This window comes from Paenibacillus chondroitinus NBRC 15376, assembly GCF_004000765.1.
Classification (GTDB): domain Bacteria; phylum Bacillota; class Bacilli; order Paenibacillales; family NBRC-103111; genus Paenibacillus_E; species Paenibacillus_E chondroitinus.
The window spans coordinates 12,937-32,252 of sequence record NZ_BILW01000010.1 but is presented as its reverse complement, the minus strand read 5'-3'; the positions used below and the strand labels follow the sequence as shown (position 1 = coordinate 32,252).

Genomic DNA, 19,316 nt, shown 5'->3' with positions numbered 1-19,316 from the left:
AGAACATCTTTATGCTTAGTATAAAAGCTAACAGCTCCCTGAAACATGAGAGTAATGAACACAAATCATTCACAATCGAACACTGGTAAAACATCAAATATTATCATTGACGCATAGACGAGGCACCTTCTATAATTAGTAATGATAATCATTATCAAAAATATGTTAGAAATATTTACATAGAAGAAGGTTAAGGAAATGCCAAAGAAGCAGCTCATTCGTTTTATCGCAATTCTGCTGGTGATGTGCTCGCTTTATTTAACATGGCGATGGTTCAATTCAGAGGAATGGCTGCAGGATGTCGTATTCATTTTCCGCCAGCCTCGGTGGTTCATGTTTATGACGGGTGTTTATTTGATTTCCTTCCTATTTAAGGCGGCAGCTTGGCGGTTGTATGCAGGAACCGGTGTGCGGTTCGGTGTTTATTTCCATGCCATCAGCTATAGTTTGTTCATTAATCATATACTCCCGATCAAAGCGGGGGACGGCGTACGTGCAGGTTTGTTCATGAAGCACGGGAAGGCTACATGGGACGAGGCGTTTCATTCAGTGGCGGTTATGCGATTGATTGATATGCTCGTCTTAGCGGCGATAGGCGGCATCGGCATTATACGACTAGGGTTGCCCTCCTCCTGGATATGGGTGACGGTTATGGCCGGTGGAGCCATTTTTCTGGCGATCGCTCATTTCCTGCCTGTCATCCGCCGAATGCCATTCATGGCGAAGCATGCCGCCTATTTTAACCTTCAAATTCTTTCGCTAAAAGGGGTCGCCATCATCGCGCTTATCACGCTAAGTTGGATGTTGGAGGCAGGTGTAATCTACGCAGTTGCCCGCATGATGAGTCTACAGCTGGGTGCTATTTCCCTCGTGTGGGCGAACAGCATGACGATCACCGGTCAAATTTTTCATATTACCCCCGGCGGTATTGGTACATATGAAAGCACTATGAGCGGATCGCTTTTGCTGCTGGGCGTAGATGGAAGAGACGCGTACCGGGCGGCGCTTGTCTCGCATACATTCAAGTTCCTATTTGCATTTACATTAGGCGCTTACTCCCTTATACGAATGCCACTGCATTGGCATGAAATAAAAAATTGGATCCATCGACTTAAACCAACTATCTCAAGAACAAGACATGGTTTTCTACGGAAGGATGACATCGTATGAAGAAAGCTTCATCATTTGAAATTGTAGCGGCCAGGTGCTGGAACCTTCTTAACGAAGGCAAACCGTTTACTCCGATTTTCGTTGTAGGGGTTTTCCTGCTCTATCACATCACTCAGTGGTCCGATCCGGGCTTTTGGTCAGCTTGCGGCTTGGGTCTTCTTGTGACCCTCCCTCTTTTTATCCTGTATTATTGCTTCGATTTTCCGCTTTTTTTACGCAATTACTTGTGGTTTCCCCTTGTTGCCGCCATCTTGATCTGGGAATCATCAGAATTTTCACTTTATTTATTGGCAATTGGACTATTTTTATTTTTCACCATCTACTTCTGGGGGACTTTTTATTATCGTCTGAGAATTGGGACAACTTGGTGGAACTTTACCCGCTTTTGGAAGCTTGTTTTGAAGAACAGCGATTCGACCAGCGGCAATGCCCAGGAACAGATGCCTAAGTTCTTGCTGTTGTTGTTCGTCTGGAACCATTACTATCGTCAATTTGAAAATGGCACTTCCTCCGGCGTAGGCACAGGCCTGCTATTTGCAGCTGGTTTGCTGTTGTACAGCTTTATGCTGCATCGGTACTTATTTGACTGGAAGCCTGCGGAAATTTCAACCTATACCCGTGATTCCAGTAAGGTTCAAGCCGGTGGTGAAGCACTTAATAAAAAAGTTATCGTCATCGTGGTAGACGGCATGCGCAAAGAGCGCTTTGAAGAAGCAGACGCGCCATTCATGAAGAAGCTGCGTTCGGAAGGTACGGAGTACGCTCAGATGGAGACTGTGTATCCTGCGCGAACCGTTGTTTGCTTCTCCTCTATGTTCACGGGGACGTATCCACGAGAGCACGGTATCCGGTCCAATATGGTTTGGAGATTGGGAATTCGGGTTGAGAGCATCTTTGATTCTCTGCGGAAAGTGGGTAAAAAAGGGCGCCTCCTCGGTATTGCTCACCTGATTGATTCTATGGGCGACGATGTGGAAAGCGTAACAGCCGTCATGCATAATGACGTTGCCGACCGCAATATTATCGAACGCGCTAAGAAAATAATGGCCGAGCAAAATCCGGATTTGCTGGTTGCCCAACTGATTGGCGTTGATCAAACAGGTCACAGCCGTGGCGTGTTATATGACGACTATACGCAGAAAATTGCAGAAGCCGACAAGTTGATCGAGGAGTTTGTGGGCTGGCTGAAGGAGCAGGGGATGATGGAGAACACAACCCTCATTCTTTGTGCAGATCACGGCCAAGCAGACGGTATTGGCGGTCACGGCCATCTGGATGAGGGGGAGCGTTACGTACCTTTCTTCCTCCATGGTCCAACGATCAAACAAGGCCACCGCATTGATGAAAAGCATTCCCTTGTATCTATGGCTCCAACGCTCGCCTATCTGCTCGGCGCACCGTTCCCAAGCCATAGCCGAGGACCTGTACTAACGGAGGCTATTGACCAACATGACTAAGAAGAAAATTGTCGTTTTCATGCCGGCACATAACGAAGAAGAGAACATCAGCGGGGTCATTGCCCGCGTCCCGAGATACTTCCACCCCGACTATGCGGTGGAAGTGCTGGTGATCAACGACGGCTCCAAGGACCGTACGGTCGCCGTCGCCAAGGCAGCGGGAGCTGACCACATTGTGTCGTTTCCGCACAATCAAGGACTCGGCGCTGCCGTCCGCGAAGGGCTGAAGCAATGCTGCCTACTTGGCGCCGACATTGGCATCATGATCGATGCGGATAATGAGTATCCGCCGGAACAAATTCCTGACGTCCTGGCGCCTATAATCGCTGGACGTGCGGAGTATACCTTTGGCTCGCGCTTCAAAGGGAGCATCAAAGGCATGAAGCTGCATCGGAGACTTGGCAACTACGCGTTCACTTTGCTGCAGGCGATTCTTCTGCGCAGGTGGATTTACGACGGCCAATCGGGGATGCGCGGTTTCTCTCGCGACGCCATGGAGAATGCCGTCATTATTCATGATTACAACTACGCCCAAGTGCTGACGATTAATCTCGTTCGTCAAGGCTACAGGCTGGAGGAGATTCCGATTTCCTACCAAGTAAGGACGAAAGGTCAATCCTTCATTAAGTTCAGACAGTACGTTTCCTCTGTTCTTCCCGCAATCTATAAGGAAATGAGACGTCCAGTCTCCAAGAAACGCCAAGCGAGTCTTCGGTTGAAGAGGGATGAAGCGCGTGTATGAAGCATAAGGAAGTGAATAGTCTGCTGATGCTGCTGGCCATTGCTGTTCTCGGAACAGTGGCGTGCCTTAGCATCTTCTATGCAAGTCCCTATGTGCGAACATGGGATGAGGTGGATTTCACGCTGGCTTTAGAGCGCTTTGATCTTCTTGCTATGCAGCCGCACTTTCCAGGATATCCTTATTTTATTTTAGGCGGATGGATAATTAACCTATGGATACACAACGGGTTGAAAGCGCTGTCCATTTTTAACGTTTTAGCTGTATTAAGCGCCGTGCTGCCGATCTTTTGGCTGGCACGTCGTTTAAGCGGCAATGGGACGATGAGTTTATTGCTCCCAGCTCTTGTTTTGAGCAGCCCTTATCTATGGCTGATGTCCTCGCGTCCCATGTCCGAATGTGCGGGAATGGCTTTGCTTTGGTGGTTTCTATGGAGCGTACGTTACGCCATGGAGCGCCAAGATTCGCTATTTCGACATGGCTTGTCACTCATGATGCTCGGTTTTTTAATGGGTACACGATTATCATTTTTTCCATTCGCGTTTGCGCTTGTACCTCTATGGCACAGCCTGTGGCAGGGGCCGCGCAGATGGCGCAGAGTGGGAGCTGCGGCTTTGGTTGCGCTACTATTTCAACTTCTGTGGGTAACCGGTTTGGTTATGTCCGAAGGCACATTAGCAGGCTTCTGGAAGCTGTCATTAGCCTTCGTCGAAGGCCACTTTTCCGAATGGGGCGGTGGAGTTATCTCTACACCCATGCCTATTTGGGAGCGCATAACGCAGCTATTTTTCAAAAATCTATTAGGATCTGCATTAACTGGAGGTTCAACGCTTATAGCCGTTGGTTTTGGCTTGCTTGCCATCACGGCAGGCGCTGGTCGATTGCTCCTCGGGAAAGAAACGCAGAGCAGGGAGAACCATCGGTTTATATATGGACTAGTCGGCTGCGCCATTCTATACGGGCTTTGGGCATTGTTAGGTCAAAATATTGAAAAGCCACGCCACATTGTACCGCTGCTTGCCCCTATTCTCCTGCTGCTTTTCGTACTAACCGCCCGATTAGCGGAACGAGTAGAGGCAGCTAAGCAGTCTGTTGTACGCTCCATGCGTGCGGTTCTGTACAGTCTGCTGGTTGGTCTGATTATGATACAAACGATTTACGGCTCCGCGCTGCAAAAACGTCAAGCCGTAGAGGAACCGGCTGTTTACCAGCTGCATGACTATGTCCGTCAGATTCGGGAGCCTTTCGTCCTTTTTACATGGGAGGAGACGCGGGTGCTGCACTATTTGAAAGCGGACTACGACCATGAGCGGATTTATACGTACGCGTATTTTCAAGCGTTAGCAGATTCGAATTCGGGCCGGCGTGTCCTGCTGACCGACCATGTCGTACAAGGGTTTATTCAACAGGGGAAGCCTGTAGAGGGGCACTTGAAACGGATCGCGGAATTTACTTCGGAGCCTTTGTTTGACCCCGCCTATCACGACATCATTTTATACGAATGGGTAAGCGAAAAAGATAGAAAAAGTGATTAAAAATACTTGTTGACACTTTAAATGATATTGAATATCATTATCATCGTGCAATAGACTCGGAATAAAAAATATTCGAAATATTTAAAAAATAGTTTGGGGGTGAAGAATTGAAACGACATTTTTTGGCTGGTCTACTGGTAATTCTGACAACGTTAGTCATTCTGCCAGTATCAGCTCTGGCTTATTCCTACGGTGATGCCAATACAGAAGACGTAGCTGAAACGTTCAAGCTAGTGCAATCCAGCATTGGTAACGGGGCGAACGATTGGAACGCTGCGGAGAGTGCCTATCAAGAGAGAAGAGCAGAAATCATATCTCATTTTGGCGAAGCGGTTGGCAGTACCTTAGATGCTAATTTTAAGACGAAAGACAGCAAGGCGGTCATTGCGAATTTTAAAGGGGTGCTCGTCATGAACTTGGATCGGCGTTTTACTTACGCCATACAGGGGATCGATGATTATGCAGCATCCAAACTGTTGCTTGCTAAGGCCAAAGCGACCTATGATACGCTGCAGCCTTATATGAGTTCAGGCAAAGCGGATATCGAGAAAGCTTTTGATGAGGCGCTCGATGCCTTAGGGAACCCAGGTTTGTTCGGAGTCGGGAAGAAGCCGGTACAGCCTGACGTTTTTAAAGAGAAGGTTAACTTCATCTACAGTAAAGTGAAGCCGGTATTTCCTTACCAAGCGGCTGCAGCGCCTGCTGCGACAAGTGAGCCGACGCCTGTCGCTCAACCGACAGAAACACCTAAGACGGAGCCCGTAGTGAAGTCTGAGCCGACAGCTAAGCCAGATCAGCCTGTTGCTGCGGAGCAAGAAGCTAAACCAACGGAAACAAAAGCTCCGGATGCGGCAGCTGCCGTAGAGGCGAAGGCACCCGAGCCGTCTGCGTCTGCATCGGCTAGTCCTAGCCCGAGTCCAAGTGCAAGTGCAACGCCGACTGCAGAAGCGGCTTCGGCAACGCCTGCTGCAACAGCAGCAGCAACTGCAGCGCCTGCTAAAGCGGCTGACACTGCAAGCACAACAGCGAAACAAGCCGAGCCTGTCAAAGAGGCGTCCGCACACGCACCTATGCAGCGTACAGACAAAACAAACTCATTTGTGAGCATAGCTGTCATCGGTGGGGTCATTGTTTTACTAGGCGGGGGCATATGGTTTGCCCGCAAGAGGAAGTGGATTTAAATCGTAAGGTCAACCAATACATTAAATGATTAGGGGAGAAACTCATGCGTAAATTTCTAGCTGTAGTTTTAAGTGCATCCATCGCTTTATCCAGTGTCGTTACTGTAACATCCGTTGCTTTTGCAGAAACTAAATTCCAAATCAAAGAAGATCAAACGATTTCTGATAGACTTCAAGCGTTCACGGATATCAAAGCTCTTTTTACAGATAAAACCGTACTTGCTGATGTTAAGAAATTATACGTAGATAAATTCCAAACGGATGTAAAACGTCTTGATGTGAACATTAAAGCTGATGATCCTAAAATCGATGCAAATATCTTGCTAGTACTGGATGCAGCCATTAAAGGCGATTTGCAAGTAGGCCAAGCCAAAGAAGCTATCGACAAAGGTCTGCAATGGTATTTCTTCTTTTACCTTCGTGATCTGATGAGCAACCAAGTTCGTCCTGCGTTGACCAAAGGTGACGTTGCTGGAGCGACTGCTGCTTTCGATAAAGTGGTTCAAGTCTATGAAGGCGCCTTGCAGGCGAACGTTACGAAACGTGATACAAAATTCAGCTTGAACATGGTCACTCTTTTGAAAACAACGATTGAATTAATCCAGAAAGATATCAAAGATAACAACTTGAACGACTTCAACTTCCACCGTCAAATTCTTGACAAAACGTTAATTAAGAACTATGCGTTAGCCGCCTATACATACGCTGAAAATGTTGGATTAGCAGCACCTGCTGATCAACCGAAAGCTATTACAGAAGGCTACTTCCTCTTCATGCCTGTGTATACGTACCTGAAAGGCGGAAGCCCAGCTGATGCTGATTTCGTGAAAAATGCATTCGCATCTGGCGATGCTAGCAAAATCAAAAAGGATGAGATTGGCGACGCGCTTCAACGTACAATGATTGGGAAAGTTTCCGAGTACATCAATCAAGTATTTGTTAAACAAGATGCTGGGGACTTACAAGGTGCTCGTGGTTATGTAGCGGAAGGCACCATGTTCCTTGCTAGCCAGGAAGTTTTCCTAGGTAAAGAGAAATATGCTGCTGCAAGTGTTGCAGCCACGGAATTAACAGAAGCTGTTGATAAATCCGATGTTGCGGCTACCAGAGAAGCTGGTTTCGAAATCTTAAAGTATCTCGTTGACAAAGATGGTTCAAGCTTGAAAGTTGGCGACAAGGCTTATAAAGTCAATGGCGCTGCATTCACGGCTGAGAACGCTCCGTTCGTCAATCAAGAGAGCGGCCGTACCCTAGTACCGGTTCGTGTTATTGCTCAAGCGATTGATGCGCAAGTAGAATGGGTAGAAGCTACGCAGACTATTGTTATTACAAAAGATGGTAAGAAAACAGAAATCATGGCTGGTTCTGACCAAGTTGTTGAGAATGGGAAAGTGAATGAGAAGGTCAAACTGGATCAACCTGTTGTTCTTGAAAACGGCAGTTCTTTCATTCCATTACGTGCAGTAGCTGAATTGTTCGGATACGGCGTATTCTACCAAAACGGGGACATCATTATTCTTCGTTAATCTTTTCGCTCATAGAAAGACACTTGTGCCGCTATTAACGCGCAAGTGTCTTTCCGTATGAAGGGATGATAGAGGACTGGGGGCGAACTATGGATTTACAGGCATTTCTCATTACGTTTCGCGAAGCGCTTGAAGCTATTCTTATTGTTGGTGTCATTCTTACCTATTTAACCCGTATTGATGCGATGAAGTGGCATAAATGGGTGTGGGTCGGCGTGTTTTTCGCCGTAATCGTTAGTTATGGATTAGCCCTAGCTTTCCAGGTGTTGTTAACGGGATTTGCAAGTATGGGTAGTCAGAATTACATGAAAATCGGCATTATGCTGATTTCATCCGGTCTGTTAACCCATATGATCATGTTCATGGGCAAGCAAAGCAGTGAGCTGCAAGGAAAAGTTCAGAGTAAGGTTGCTCATATTCTGACCATTGGCGGCGCAATGAATATGATTGTTCATTCCTTTCTGGTCGTGGTGCGTGAAGGAGTGGAAACGGTTTTCTTCTTCGCAGCAATCACAGGCGGCAACATTCAGAAGGCGCTTGAAAGCTGGGGGGCGCTATTTGGACTTGTACTGGCCATTGTGGTTGGGCTTCTTTTTTTCAAAGGAACCCAAAAGATTCGCTTAGGTACATTTTTCCGCATAACCGCTGTATTTCTGATGATGATCTCAGCAGGCCTATTCGTTCAGGCTATTGGAATCATGCAAGACTTAGGCATTATAGGTAGTTTATATCGAACAGCAGGTCACCAAATAGGTGAAATCTATAATATAACGGGCCTCATGCCGGAACACCCTATCGACGGTGTGCAGTATCTTCGGGATTACGGCAAAGAGCCGCTGCTCAGCGGTCAAGTTGGGATATTTTTTAAAGCGTTCCTAGGCTATACGCAAAATCCTTCCTTAGAGGAGTTCGTTGGTTATTGGGGATATTATTTCTTGGTCTTCATCCTGCTGGGTGTACAGAAAAAGCGCCATGAGCGGGAGCAGGAAAAGGAAGATCAGGTTGCAGCATAACAGCATCTAGCACGTTGTAAACAGCGAATGAGAAGGAGCGAGGGTTATATGATAAAAATGGGTATTGTTGGCTACGGGCATGTGGGAAAAGCGATTCACGTATTATTTCCGAATGCGTCAGTGTATGATGCACCTATGGAAATAGGCAGCAAATCGGAAGTAAATGCTTGCGAGGTAGCTTTTGTTTGTGTGCCAACTCCCTCGCTTCCGGATGGTCAATGTGATACCTCTATTGTTGAGGAAGTAATCTCGTGGCTGAGCGCTGCTGTGATTGTGATTCGATCGACCGTTCCTGTCGGCTTTACAGATGCAATGAAGGAACGGACAGGAAAAAGAATCGTGTTTCAACCCGAATATTATGGGGAAACCGTCGACCATCATTTCTCAGATTTGCGTCACCGGACATGGTTAACGTTTGGTGGGCAATCTGCTGACATCTCCATTGTCATTCGTGCCTACCAGCAAGTATATAATGCAGAGGTTCGAATTCGGCAGACGGATGCCCGTACCGCAGAGTTGGCGAAGTATATGGAGAACTGCTTCCTTGCGCTTAAGGTATCTTTTTGCAATGAGTTTTACGATATTGCCGGAGCCCATGGCATCAATTACAACGAGCTTCGAGAGGTTTGGCTGGAGGATCCGAGAATAGGGCGAAGCCACACCTTTGTCTATGAGAACAATCGCGGCTACGGCGGCAAATGCTTGCCGAAAGACGTCGGCGCGTTGATTCATATGGCCGATGAACATGCGGCCAATGCTGATCTGATGAAAGCTGTACAGCGCAAAAATACCACCCTTCGCGCAAGCAACGAGGGATAAGAGCAAATTCAAGGCCAACCAAGAACAAAACGAACCAAGGACAAGACCGATCAAGACCGATCAAGACCGACATCGACGCAAATAAGCCTCCAAGCCCACCTTCTGTGGGTTTTGGGGCTTATTTGTTATTTATGATCTTGAACAACGGTGATCGAGTTTTCATTGCCGACATAAATCCGGTTGCTCCGCTTATTCAAGGCCATGCTCCCTGCTGACTGCCCCGTTCGCAGCTTGACCAGCAGCCGATTGGTTAGTCCGCTGTATACGAACAAATTTCGCGTGTCTGTATCTCCGACATAATAACGGTTCGTCAACGGGTTGACGAGGAGCGAAGAGAACGTGGGAATGGATAAGGTTGCTGTAATCGTATGGGTTAGCCCGCTAACAACGAACAATTTGCCTTTCCCCTCTTGCTGAGCGCTTGTCAGATAGACGAGATTCGTTAGGTCGTTTACAGCAAGCTCGCTTTGGAGCTTTCCGAGTTGAATGGGCTTGCTTTTACCGAGCGTTGTTCCTGATATCACAGAGGCAAATCGGCTTAGGTTATTAGCTACATAAATCCGGTTTGTCTCAGGGATGATACCCGGCGTAATGATTGGATTTTTGCCTACTTTAATCGTTTTAATTACGCTCAACGTAGTGCCATCGATAACATGAACGGAGTCTTTCATTACATTAGTGACATAGATCCGATTGGTTCGTTCATCGATAGCGATAAGGGCCGGTGATCCGCCGACTTTTATGGTTTTCAGGACACGGTTGGTGACGCCGTCGATCACGCTTATCGTTCCACTCGTATTGGCGACATAAATGCGATTGCTTATGCGATGGACAGCAATGCCAAAAGGGCGCTCACCGACAGGTACGTTGGTGATGACCTTGTTTGTTTTCCCATTAATAACAGTGACGTTAGCAGCACGGAAGTTTGTTGAATAAATTCGGTTGGTACGCGTGTTCACAGCAAGAAATGTAGCGCCATCTCCCGTCTGCACGCTGCCAATCACTTTATTCGTGTTACCGTCCAGCACGCCTACTAGATTTTCGTCAAAGACATAATAGACGCGGTTTGTAGTTGAATTAACGCGAATATCGCTGACTTGACCAGCCACGGGCACAATTTTGATAACTTGCGGGTTATGGGTTTGTTTAATCTTTACTTGGACCTTAGTTTGTATAAGGGGCTTTGAGAAGTGGACCATTGTAGTCCCTCCTTCCCTGTATTTAATGAATGCAATAGTATATGGTCGAAGAACGAAATCGGAAACTTGTTTACTATAGCCTCAGATGAGTTTTAGAGAACTATAGGTCCGTTAAGGGGGTTGGCCTGCTCGGGTTTGTCTCTGGTGGCGGCGTCCTTCCAGCATCCCGTATACCGGGAACTCGTCAGGAACAGCTGCGAGTGGGTCGTGGGGGCAAGGTGAGGGTTCAACTAAGCAGAGAGCGACCGGAAAATTTTCCGGTCGCTCTCTTTGTAGAACTGCGCGTATACAAGACGTTTGCTATACCGCCTATTCCTTAATATGAAACCGATGTGCCATCTCCTTGAGGGTCGTCGCCATGTGATTCAGAGAGCTGGAGGATTGCGCGATCTCATCTATCGTGGCAATTTGTTCTTCTGTGGCAGCGGTAATCGCCCCAGAACTTCTGGCCGAATGCCTGGCAATGCGATCCAGTTCCTGCAACGTGGCGGTAATCTCTTGGGAGCTTGCCGACATTTGCTCAGAGGCTGCCGAAGCCTCCTGAATTTGACCTACGACGCCTTGGGCCGTTTCCACAATTTTGGCAAATGCTGTTCCTGTTTGCTCGATAGCAAGCATGCCTTGCTGGAATTCGTCGATGCCTTGGACAGTCGAACTGGAAGCCGAAGCGATGTCCGCCTGCACTTGGAAGACAAGCTCCTTGATCTGCTCGGACGAATGTTTCGACATTTCCGCCAGCTTTTTCACCTCGGACGCAACAACGGCAAACCCCCGGCCCTGTTCCCCGGCCCGTGCGGCCTCAATGGACGCATTCAGCGAAAGCAAGCTCGTTTGCGAGGAGATATCCGAAATCACAGTGACGATGCCGCTAATTTCCTGGGAGCGCACATTCAACGTCTCCATCACCTTGGAGATATTGTTGACCGCTTGCTGCACGGACTGCATTTTGGCAATCGACTGTTCGATCAGCCCGAAGCCATATTCCGCTTCCGTCTTCGATTGAATCGACGTTTCATAAGCTTGCGAGGAGGTATCGGCAATGCGCAGAATGCCCTGCGTCATTTCTTCCATCGCCCTGGAACTTTGCTCCGTGCTCATCGCTTGTGTTTCAATGCCGGCCGCAATCTGCTGCGTGGACTCCGCTATATTCCTTGAAGCTTGCGTCGTTTCCTCAATAGAGGACTGCAGCGTTTGGGAGGCAATGGAAACTTGATCCGAGCTATGCATCACTTGCTTCACCAGCGATTTTAAATTCGTACTCATCGTCGTAAAATCACTGGCCAGCTTGCCGATCTCATCCCTGTTCTTAATGCGCAAGGCATCCGAAGTCAGATCGCCTGTCGCCATCTTCCGAGCCTCGGCGGCAATCTTTTTAATCGGTTTGGAAATATGGTTTGAAAATAAAATAACTCCCGCCGCTCCGAGCACAAGGCAGATCACCAGCACCGTGATCGTGGAGTGCAGCATGCGAGCCTGCCCTTCATTGTAGTCCTGGTAGTAGGATCCCGCCGCAACAATCCAATTCCACTCCGGCACCTTGAGCGCATAGGCGATTTTCAGCGCTTCCTTGCTGCTACCCGGCAACGGCCAATTGTAAAACGTAAACCCGCCGCCGTTTTGCCCCTGTTTAATCATGTCCTGTATGTAATAAATGCCGTCCGACGACTGTTTATCCCAGATGTTCTGGCCTTCCAGACTCGGATGCGCTTGCAGCTCTCCCTTGTCATTTAGCACAAAATAGTAGCCATTCACACCCAAATCAATATTGCGATTAATCGGTCTTGTCCCATCTGCCTGCTTGCTGCCTAGCATGATAAGTTTAGCGTCTTCCTCCGCTTGCTGCTTGGTTAATTGACCGTTCTTCACCAGATTATTCAGTTGAATGATATTTTGAACCATCAGTTTGACGCTGTTCTCGAGGTTTTTCTCAATAAGCCTGTCGGTTTCATCTTTGGCGTTAAAGTAACTGGTTATTGATAGGGAAAGTGTAGGGATCAATAACAACAATAGACAAAAGGCCATAAGCTTGTTCCGAATTGTCCAGCCCCATTTCAAGGGAGTACCGTTAACTTTTTGCATCTTCTTCGCCTCCTGAGCAGCTCGCAAGCACACAAATATTGAACTAGGTATAAATATCTAAATATTTAGGTATTTATACCTGCATTATACTTGATATTCTCTTAGATTGAGCAGGCATGTGTTACGAAAACAGTACTTTTCGAGTTATTATTTTATCTGTTACTATGCTTACTTTTTTCATTAAAAGTGCTTCGACGTATTTGATTACCATCTACTTTATGCTTCTATAAAAAGAAAAATATTTCTCCGATATTATAATATTTTCAAATAGATCAGCCTATTATGTATCGGAATCAAGTGCAATTCGAACCGATGCCTATGCCTGGGACGCAGGGCGCGATGTTACGAAACTTACGAAGCTGGAGGCTGGGAAGCTGCTTTGGGGTAAATAGTGGATAAAAAGCCAGCCCCCACCGGAATACGGTAGAAGGCTGGCTTTAGCTCGTTAGCGCAGATTTGCGCGCTTCAGCAGCCGCTGGATCGAGCGGTTTGCCTCAGGCAGGACAATGTCCTTGTCGATCGTCCGCATGATGCGGTTTTCCATGACGATCCGACCGTTAATGATCGTCGTCTCCACATCCGCACGTGTCGCGGAGTACACGATGCGCGAGATCGGGTCCACGTCGAAGGACGGATACGTGTGGAAATTGATGAGATCGAGGATCGCCAAATCGGCTTTCTTGCCGACTTCGAGGCTGCCGATCTCTTGCTCCATACCGACCGCACGGGCGCCGCCGATGGTCGCCATGCGGAAGACCGTCTGCGCGTTCATTGCCGTCGGTCCGTGCACGGGCTTCTGGATGAGCGCAGCCAACCGCATTTCGTTGAACATGTCGAGATTGTTGTTGCACGGGGCGCCATCAGCGCCAAGCGAGACCGAGATGTCGAGCTTCAGCATGTCGGGCGTCTCGGCAATGCCCGAAGCAAGCTTCAGGTTCGAGCCCGGGCAGTGGCTCACGTGGACGCCTCGCTCATGGATGATGCGCTTCTCCTCATCATCCAACCAAATGCAGTGCGCCAGAATGAGGCGCTCATTCGCTAAGCCCAGATGGTCGAGATATACGACATTGCGCATGCCGGTCTCGGCCTGCACAATCTCAATCTCGCCCAGATTCTCGGATGCGTGAGTATGCACTTTCACTTGGTACTGCTCGGATAAGCTGCGTACTTCACGCAGCAGCTCCTCCGTGCAAGAGATGACGAATCGCGGCGAGAACGCGTACTGGATGCGGCCACCATCGTGGCCATTCCACTTTTCCAGCAAATCGACGCTTTGCTGAAGCGATTCGGATGTTTTTTCTTGCAAGGGAAATGGCACCTCATCGCCCTTATCCATCATCACTTTGCCGGACAAAGCGCGGATCCCGCTCGATGCGATGGCTTGGAAGGCGAAGTCGGTATGATGAACCGTCTCCATATCTACGATGGTCGTTGTACCGCTTTGAATCAACTCGCCGACGCCGAGCAATGCGGAATAATAGATGGATTCCTCGTCATGGGAAGCTTCCAGCGGCCATATCCGCTGTTTCAGCCAATCCATCAGCTCCAGATCGTCCCCTTTGCCTCGGAACAACGTTTGGCATAGATGAATATGAGTCTGCACGAAGCCTGGAATGACCGTTCGGTTTTTAGCGTCAATCACTTTATCCACCTGTGCAGTGTCCACATCCAAGTCAGGTCCAATGGCCTTAATCCTGTCGTCTTCAATGAGAATATCCCCAACGAAAATATCCCCGTCGCGGTTCATTGTTACTATTTCTGCCTGCTTAATAAGAATTGTCGCCATGGGCATAAACCTCCTGCTTCTGTTTATTGTATGACGTCAGGAACATAAAAAAACTAGCCACGAAAAATATGCAAATGCGCACATTCTTCGTAGCTAGAAATTTACGGTTTCTAAGTAGAGACCCTTAATCCGATTATTAAGGTTATACGAAAGAGATTATTCAGTTCGTGTCGTTCCTGCTTTTCTCTAGCGTAAACGGACATCAGCATTTTGTCAACGAAATGTTATGAATGCTAACACGAACCCTACATCCCTTCCCTCTTTTTACTCGGGATGATTTTGTGTTCCGCTGCCCACGACATAAGGGGTCGTCACACCTTCATACATGAGGTGCATCGACATGCCTGCGGCGGCATGCACAAGATTGTGGCAGTGATCCATCCATAATCCCGGATTATTGGCTACAAAGGCGACCTCATACGTCTCCCCGGGCAGTACGTCCAGCGTATCGGACCACCAAGGGCTGCCAGTTGAGGGCTTGCCATTGCGCGACAGGACAAGCACGTGATGTCCGTGCAAATGCATCGGGTGGTCGACATTCCCTCGATTAATGAAGGTTGTTTTCACGAGATCCCCTTCCTTCACCATAAACATCGGCGCATTCGGGAATACTCCTCCATTCAAAGTATAGAGGAAATCAAATTTGCGGTTAAAAATACCGAGCTTATTGTCCAGAATCAAAGTAAATTCTCTGTCGAAGCGGCTGCTCGCATCAAAAGCGGTTGCCGCCCGGCTGCCATAGGTAAGAGGATCGAACGCTACGGTTGGCGGAGTTTCAGGGACGTCCCCACTGCCATCTGAAGACATGAGGATGCCTCCGCTCCGATTCTCTCCTACATCTAGGTAGACCGGGCGTTCAGGCATGATGAACGTGATATCATACCTTCCACCTGTAGGGACAACTACGTGTGTATTCGTTAACACATCGGGCTTATTCAGCTCTGTTCCGTCAATAGCCGCCACTTCAAAATGTGTGCCAACGAGTGTGAAGTTCTGATTCACCCAATCGTCCGTATTAATCAGCCGCATTCGGACAGGCGTTCCTGGAGCGATCGCCATGCGTTCGAGTTGATCCGAGGCGCCAACGGCAATCGAAGCTCCTTTCCAACGATGCGTCATCACGGTAATGTCTTTGACTGGCTGAAAAGGTTCCGTTTTCGGCTCCACGATCAACGCCCCGAAGAGTCCCATGCTGACGGCTTCGCGTGAGTCCTGATGGGAGTGATACCAGAACGTGCCGACCTGCTCGGCGCGAAAGCGATACGTATACGTTTCACCCGGCATGACCGCATTTTGCGTGGCTCCGGCAACGCCATCTTCAGCATTCGGCACATCCAGACCATGCCAATGCGCCGTAACGCCTTGCTCAATATCTTGGTTAATGAGTGTAACCTCAATTAACTCTCCCTCTTTCATGCGAAGCTCGGGACCCGGAATTTGCCCGTTGTACGTCCAGGCATCGACAGTTTTGCCGGAACTGAGCGTGACGGTCTTTCTCTGAGCGGTTAGTGTAAAATGACGATCCGGTATCCCCTCGCGCGGGCCCGTCAGGTCGGCGACAGAGATCATTTTGCCCGAATTGCTCGTCATTGCGGCCATTCCGCTTTGGTGATTATGCATACTCGTATCGGCCGGCATTACGCCGCCATAATCATGTGTCCCGCTTGCCATATCAATTTCGGGCGGCAGCTCACTTTTGTCCATGGCATAGTTAAAAAGATAATAGCCTGATGCTCCCAGGATGGCGAGTACACTGACCATAGCCAAGCCTCGTTTCCAAAAGGCCGGAGCCGTATAAGCTTCCATTTTATTTACCCCCCTGTAACGGAACTGATGCCTACACCAAAGTCCTGCCGTTGCCAGCACGAAGACAGCCAGCGGTATGGAAATATCAAGCCATTTGAACGGCACAGGCGGAACTAGCGCGAAATAAAAGGAAGTTAATGCGGCGAGCGCTGTCATTTGAAAAGGAATGATGAGGCCTGGAGCGGCAGCTCTCAAGTGTGCTGTTGAATCAACAGTCGCTTCCTGCTCCTTGTCACCTTGTGGCTGTTTGGTAATCGAGCGCAGCTTGAACAGTTTAGGCACGGCTACGAACCAGATGGTTAGAAGCGGTAAAAGGATTAGCGGTGCTTGAATCAGCGCACGATCGATCCAAAAGGCAGTGAGCATGGTCTGCTGCATCCAGGCGATAGCCCCTAGAATAGCTGCAGCCGGAATGATTGGGAACCAGGCCCAGAACAACAGCTTGCGCGTTTTGCGATGCATGCGTTCAATGGTGCGGCTATAGAGCAGTCGAGAAGCTTTCACACTCCCGATCCAGGTGAATATCACAAATAGCAACGAAGCTGCCAGAATAGTTCCAATACTGATGTTGTACAAAATGAAGCCCCTCCTAAGTGTTTACGATACCTTCAGTATAGAGACGCTGCCTGAAGCGGCAAACGGTCCGGGGACCAAGTAACTACCTAGACTAAAGTTGGGGACGCTCTCTTTTTTATTTATCAAGTGGGTCGGGTAAGCGATTTCATTAGCATGTAAGAATTGGAAATAGTTTGCGTTTTCAAATGTGATATGTTATGATGAATCCAATCGACAAAAAGAACCTGAATTCACATATTGTAAAGGGTTTTCATTTTTGTTAGTGAACCTTTTGCAATGTGTGAATTTTTTCTCTTTGAAGAATAAAAAACATGTTAATAATTTTTGGAGGTATTTCTCATGGCTACTGGTACAGTAAAATGGTTTAACGCAGAAAAAGGTTTCGGTTTCATCGAAGTTGAAGGCGGCAACGATGTATTCGTTCACTTCTCCGCTATCCAAGGCGAAGGTTTCAAAACTTTGGATGAAGGTCAACAAGTTGAGTTCAGCGTTGTTCAAGGCAACCGCGGACCACAAGCAGAAAACGTTGTAAAACTGTAATATAATTTAAAAGACTGCCTTTACTCTGTAATGGCAGTCTTTTTTCAATTTAGCTATTGAAGTTTACTTACGTAAAACGCTGAGGAGGTCCATCATGTATTCCAGAAAAAAGTCCTTTGAAGAGATGCCTCTAGAAAATGTGACAATATGGTCTTGTGAACAAGAAGGTTGTAAAGGCTGGATGCGAGATAATTTTACATTTGATCACGTTCCGACTTGCCACTTGTGTCAGTCCACTATGGTTCGAAGCGTCAAGTTACTTCCTTTAGTTAATAACACGAGCATTGATCAGAAAGCGGCCAAAAAAGGCGTGCAAATTTAATATAACAAAAACCCGGAGACCCTGCTGTCTTCGGGTTTTTTATGTTATTATGGACACGTATTGGAAGAAATTAGCCCATCGCAAGCGAGGGAGGTATAGATGCTGTGAAATCAAAAAAACGCCGGCAATGGCCGCTGCTGGTAGGCGCTTGTGTGCTTGCGGCATGTGTCGTCATCGTGATCGGCAAATCGCCGTTTGGCCCGGTCTCATCTTGGAAGGCTGCCGGGAAGGATGCTCCGGCTGCAGCAACACCAGTGCCCACGCCTCCGCCTAGAGTGGCATTGGAGTTCCGCATGGTCGATCTGGACCATGGCTGGGTGAAATACGCCGACGGGATCGCGGCGACAGAGGATGGCGGCGGTATGTGGCAACCGGCCGCTGGAGAAGTGGCTGCTGCGGAAACAGCAGTCGACGGCAATCTTGCTGAGCTGCTCAGCTTGGAAGCTGGAGGTGGTTCTACTCCTGCCCCGTCGACGGCCACGTTAGATGGGGCTGCGCTACCGGTGAAGCAAACGCAGTTCCTGACACCGCGTATTGGTTGGGCGCTGCCCGCCAGCAGCAAGGATGCGAAGAATCCGCTGCTGATCACCGTCGACGGCGGGCAGTCTTGGGTGGATGGCATGACCGGGGATGTCAAGGAAGCCATCCTCAAAGAGAAGAGCCATTTGGACCAGCTGGCGAAGGAAAGGGATCTTTACGCCACGAAGGAAGCAGCGAAAGGGATCATGAGTGCCAAATGGAAGCTCATGCCTGAGAGCGCTGCGCCCGGAGATGCGGTGCTTGTTCGTCACGACGAGCCAGGGACGATTACCTGGCTGAACAAAACATACACGCTCCAGCCATATGGAGCGGGCTATTTCACCTATTTGCCTATTTCGATGAGTGCGAAGCCCGGCAAATACCCGATCGGCGATCAGACGCTCACCATCGTGACGAAGAAGTTTGAGACGCAGTATCTCAAGGTCACGTCGGAGATGGAGAGCATGAAGCAGGATACGGCGCGTATCAACGCCGATCAGAAGAAAATCGATCTGGCGCGAAGCAAGTCCGAGCCGGAATTTCTGTTCAGCGGGCCGTTCGTGAAGCCCATCGAGGGGATTTTGACGACGCCATATGGGTACACCCGTTACGTGAACGGGAAGTACGATAGCGCTCATATGGCGGTTGATCTGGCCGCGAAGGAAGGCACGCCGATCCAAGCGACCAATGACGGGATCGTGGCGCTGGCCGAGAGCCTGTATTTGACCGGCAATTCCATTTATCTCGATCATGGGATGGGGCTTTTTTCGCAGTACGCGCATCTCTCCGAGCTGCGGGTGAAAACAGGCGACCATGTGAAGCAGGGCGACATTATCGGGCTCGTCGGCACGACCGGATTCTCGACGGGACCGCATTTGCACTTTACATTTTGGGCGCATAATGTACAGGTGAATCCGGATTTATTTTGGAATACGACACCGTTTCGTTGGGTTCAGCCGGCACAGGCTACTAAGCAGAAGGGTTGAGCAGATAAATAAAGTTATAGGACACCATTCTTCGCTATGCGGAGAGGCCGGTGTCCTGTTTGT

General features: G+C 48.6%; 15 protein-coding genes and 1 riboswitch. Of the genes, 11 read left to right on the top strand and 4 right to left on the bottom strand.

The genetic code is table 11. From position 1 onward, the window contains the following. Positions 1-198 precede the first annotated feature (198 nt). The 8 genes from PCH02S_RS13710 to PCH02S_RS13675 all read left to right on the top strand — a co-directional run bounded on the left by PCH02S_RS13710 (position 199) and on the right by PCH02S_RS13675 (position 9,440). Entirely contained in the window at positions 199-1,170 is a 972-nt protein-coding gene (locus PCH02S_RS13710) for a lysylphosphatidylglycerol synthase transmembrane domain-containing protein (protein WP_127453876.1), read from the top strand. Further along, positions 1,167-2,627, top strand: a complete 1,461-nt coding sequence (locus PCH02S_RS13705; protein WP_127453874.1) for an alkaline phosphatase family protein — start codon at positions 1,167-1,169, stop codon at positions 2,625-2,627. Before PCH02S_RS13710 ends, PCH02S_RS13705 begins: the two co-directional genes overlap by 4 nt. Further along, the gene (locus PCH02S_RS13700; protein WP_127453872.1) at positions 2,620-3,369 is read left to right on the top strand and encodes a glycosyltransferase family 2 protein; all 750 of its coding nucleotides are present in this window, start codon (positions 2,620-2,622) and stop codon (positions 3,367-3,369) included. Before PCH02S_RS13705 ends, PCH02S_RS13700 begins: the two co-directional genes overlap by 8 nt. Then, positions 3,366-4,901: an ArnT family glycosyltransferase gene (locus PCH02S_RS13695; RefSeq protein WP_127453870.1), complete on the top strand. Its 1,536-nt coding sequence runs from the start codon at positions 3,366-3,368 to the stop codon at positions 4,899-4,901. The genes PCH02S_RS13700 and PCH02S_RS13695 overlap by 4 nt, the downstream gene beginning before the upstream one ends. Positions 4,902-5,008: 107 nt before the next feature. Then, the gene (locus PCH02S_RS13690) at positions 5,009-6,082 is read left to right on the top strand and encodes a hypothetical protein (protein WP_127453868.1); all 1,074 of its coding nucleotides are present in this window, start codon (positions 5,009-5,011) and stop codon (positions 6,080-6,082) included. Between the two features lie 44 nt (positions 6,083-6,126). Further along, a complete protein-coding gene (locus tag PCH02S_RS13685) occupies positions 6,127-7,608 on the top strand; it encodes a copper amine oxidase N-terminal domain-containing protein (protein ID WP_127453866.1) in 1,482 nt (493 codons plus the stop codon). Positions 7,609-7,697: 89 nt separating this feature from the next. Further along, positions 7,698-8,621 (top strand): FTR1 family iron permease, encoded by a 924-nt coding sequence (locus PCH02S_RS13680; RefSeq protein ID WP_127453864.1) that lies wholly within the window; start codon positions 7,698-7,700, stop codon positions 8,619-8,621. Between the two features lie 48 nt (positions 8,622-8,669). Then, positions 8,670-9,440, top strand: coding sequence for a UDP-glucose/GDP-mannose dehydrogenase family protein (locus PCH02S_RS13675; protein ID WP_164819561.1), 771 nt, complete (start codon positions 8,670-8,672; stop codon positions 9,438-9,440). A 125-nt stretch (positions 9,441-9,565) separates the two neighbouring features. Here PCH02S_RS13675 and PCH02S_RS13670 read toward each other — a convergent pair whose 3' ends face one another. The 4 genes from PCH02S_RS13670 to PCH02S_RS13655 form a co-directional block, all read right to left on the bottom strand. Next, positions 9,566-10,639, bottom strand: a complete 1,074-nt coding sequence (locus PCH02S_RS13670) for a YncE family protein (protein WP_127453860.1) — start codon at positions 10,637-10,639, stop codon at positions 9,566-9,568. 309 nt (positions 10,640-10,948) lie between these two features. After that, complete coding sequence (locus PCH02S_RS13665; protein WP_127453858.1) at positions 10,949-12,718, bottom strand: methyl-accepting chemotaxis protein; 1,770 nt, start codon at positions 12,716-12,718, stop codon at positions 10,949-10,951. 445 nt (positions 12,719-13,163) lie between these two features. Continuing rightward, a complete protein-coding gene (locus tag PCH02S_RS13660) occupies positions 13,164-14,504 on the bottom strand; it encodes a 5'-deoxyadenosine deaminase (protein ID WP_127453856.1) in 1,341 nt (446 codons plus the stop codon). 70 nt (positions 14,505-14,574) lie between these two features. Beyond that, positions 14,575-14,674, bottom strand: a riboswitch (purine riboswitch). 94 nt (positions 14,675-14,768) lie between these two features. Beyond that, on the bottom strand, positions 14,769-16,886 hold the full coding sequence (locus tag PCH02S_RS13655) for a multicopper oxidase family protein (RefSeq protein ID WP_246069072.1): 2,118 nt from the start codon (positions 16,884-16,886) through the stop codon (positions 14,769-14,771). Positions 16,887-17,225: 339 nt separating this feature from the next. Here PCH02S_RS13655 and PCH02S_RS13650 point away from each other — a divergent pair, with 339 nt between their 5' ends. From PCH02S_RS13650 to PCH02S_RS13640, 3 genes are all read left to right on the top strand, one after another. Next, a complete protein-coding gene (locus PCH02S_RS13650; protein ID WP_127453854.1) occupies positions 17,226-17,426 on the top strand; it encodes a cold-shock protein in 201 nt (66 codons plus the stop codon). A gap of 94 nt (positions 17,427-17,520) precedes the next feature. Further along, entirely contained in the window at positions 17,521-17,748 is a 228-nt protein-coding gene (locus tag PCH02S_RS13645) for a cold-shock protein (RefSeq protein WP_127453852.1), read from the top strand. Between the two features lie 104 nt (positions 17,749-17,852). Then, positions 17,853-19,253 (top strand): M23 family metallopeptidase, encoded by a 1,401-nt coding sequence (locus tag PCH02S_RS13640; RefSeq protein WP_246069071.1) that lies wholly within the window; start codon positions 17,853-17,855, stop codon positions 19,251-19,253. Positions 19,254-19,316 lie beyond the last annotated feature (63 nt).

Coding starts and splice junctions, on each gene's coding strand:
- PCH02S_RS13710 (WP_127453876.1), top strand. CDS start 199: ATGCCAAAGAAGCAGCTCATTCGTTTTATCGCAATTCTGCTGGTGATG.
- PCH02S_RS13705 (WP_127453874.1), top strand. CDS start 1,167: ATGAAGAAAGCTTCATCATTTGAAATTGTAGCGGCCAGGTGCTGGAAC.
- PCH02S_RS13700 (WP_127453872.1), top strand. CDS start 2,620: ATGACTAAGAAGAAAATTGTCGTTTTCATGCCGGCACATAACGAAGAA.
- PCH02S_RS13695 (WP_127453870.1), top strand. CDS start 3,366: ATGAAGCATAAGGAAGTGAATAGTCTGCTGATGCTGCTGGCCATTGCT.
- PCH02S_RS13685 (WP_127453866.1), top strand. CDS start 6,127: ATGCGTAAATTTCTAGCTGTAGTTTTAAGTGCATCCATCGCTTTATCC.
- PCH02S_RS13680 (WP_127453864.1), top strand. CDS start 7,698: ATGGATTTACAGGCATTTCTCATTACGTTTCGCGAAGCGCTTGAAGCT.
- PCH02S_RS13675 (WP_164819561.1), top strand. CDS start 8,670: ATGATAAAAATGGGTATTGTTGGCTACGGGCATGTGGGAAAAGCGATT.
- PCH02S_RS13670 (WP_127453860.1), bottom strand. CDS start 10,639: ATGGTCCACTTCTCAAAGCCCCTTATACAAACTAAGGTCCAAGTAAAG.
- PCH02S_RS13665 (WP_127453858.1), bottom strand. CDS start 12,718: ATGCAAAAAGTTAACGGTACTCCCTTGAAATGGGGCTGGACAATTCGG.
- PCH02S_RS13660 (WP_127453856.1), bottom strand. CDS start 14,504: ATGGCGACAATTCTTATTAAGCAGGCAGAAATAGTAACAATGAACCGC.
- PCH02S_RS13650 (WP_127453854.1), top strand. CDS start 17,226: ATGGCTACTGGTACAGTAAAATGGTTTAACGCAGAAAAAGGTTTCGGT.
- PCH02S_RS13645 (WP_127453852.1), top strand. CDS start 17,521: ATGTATTCCAGAAAAAAGTCCTTTGAAGAGATGCCTCTAGAAAATGTG.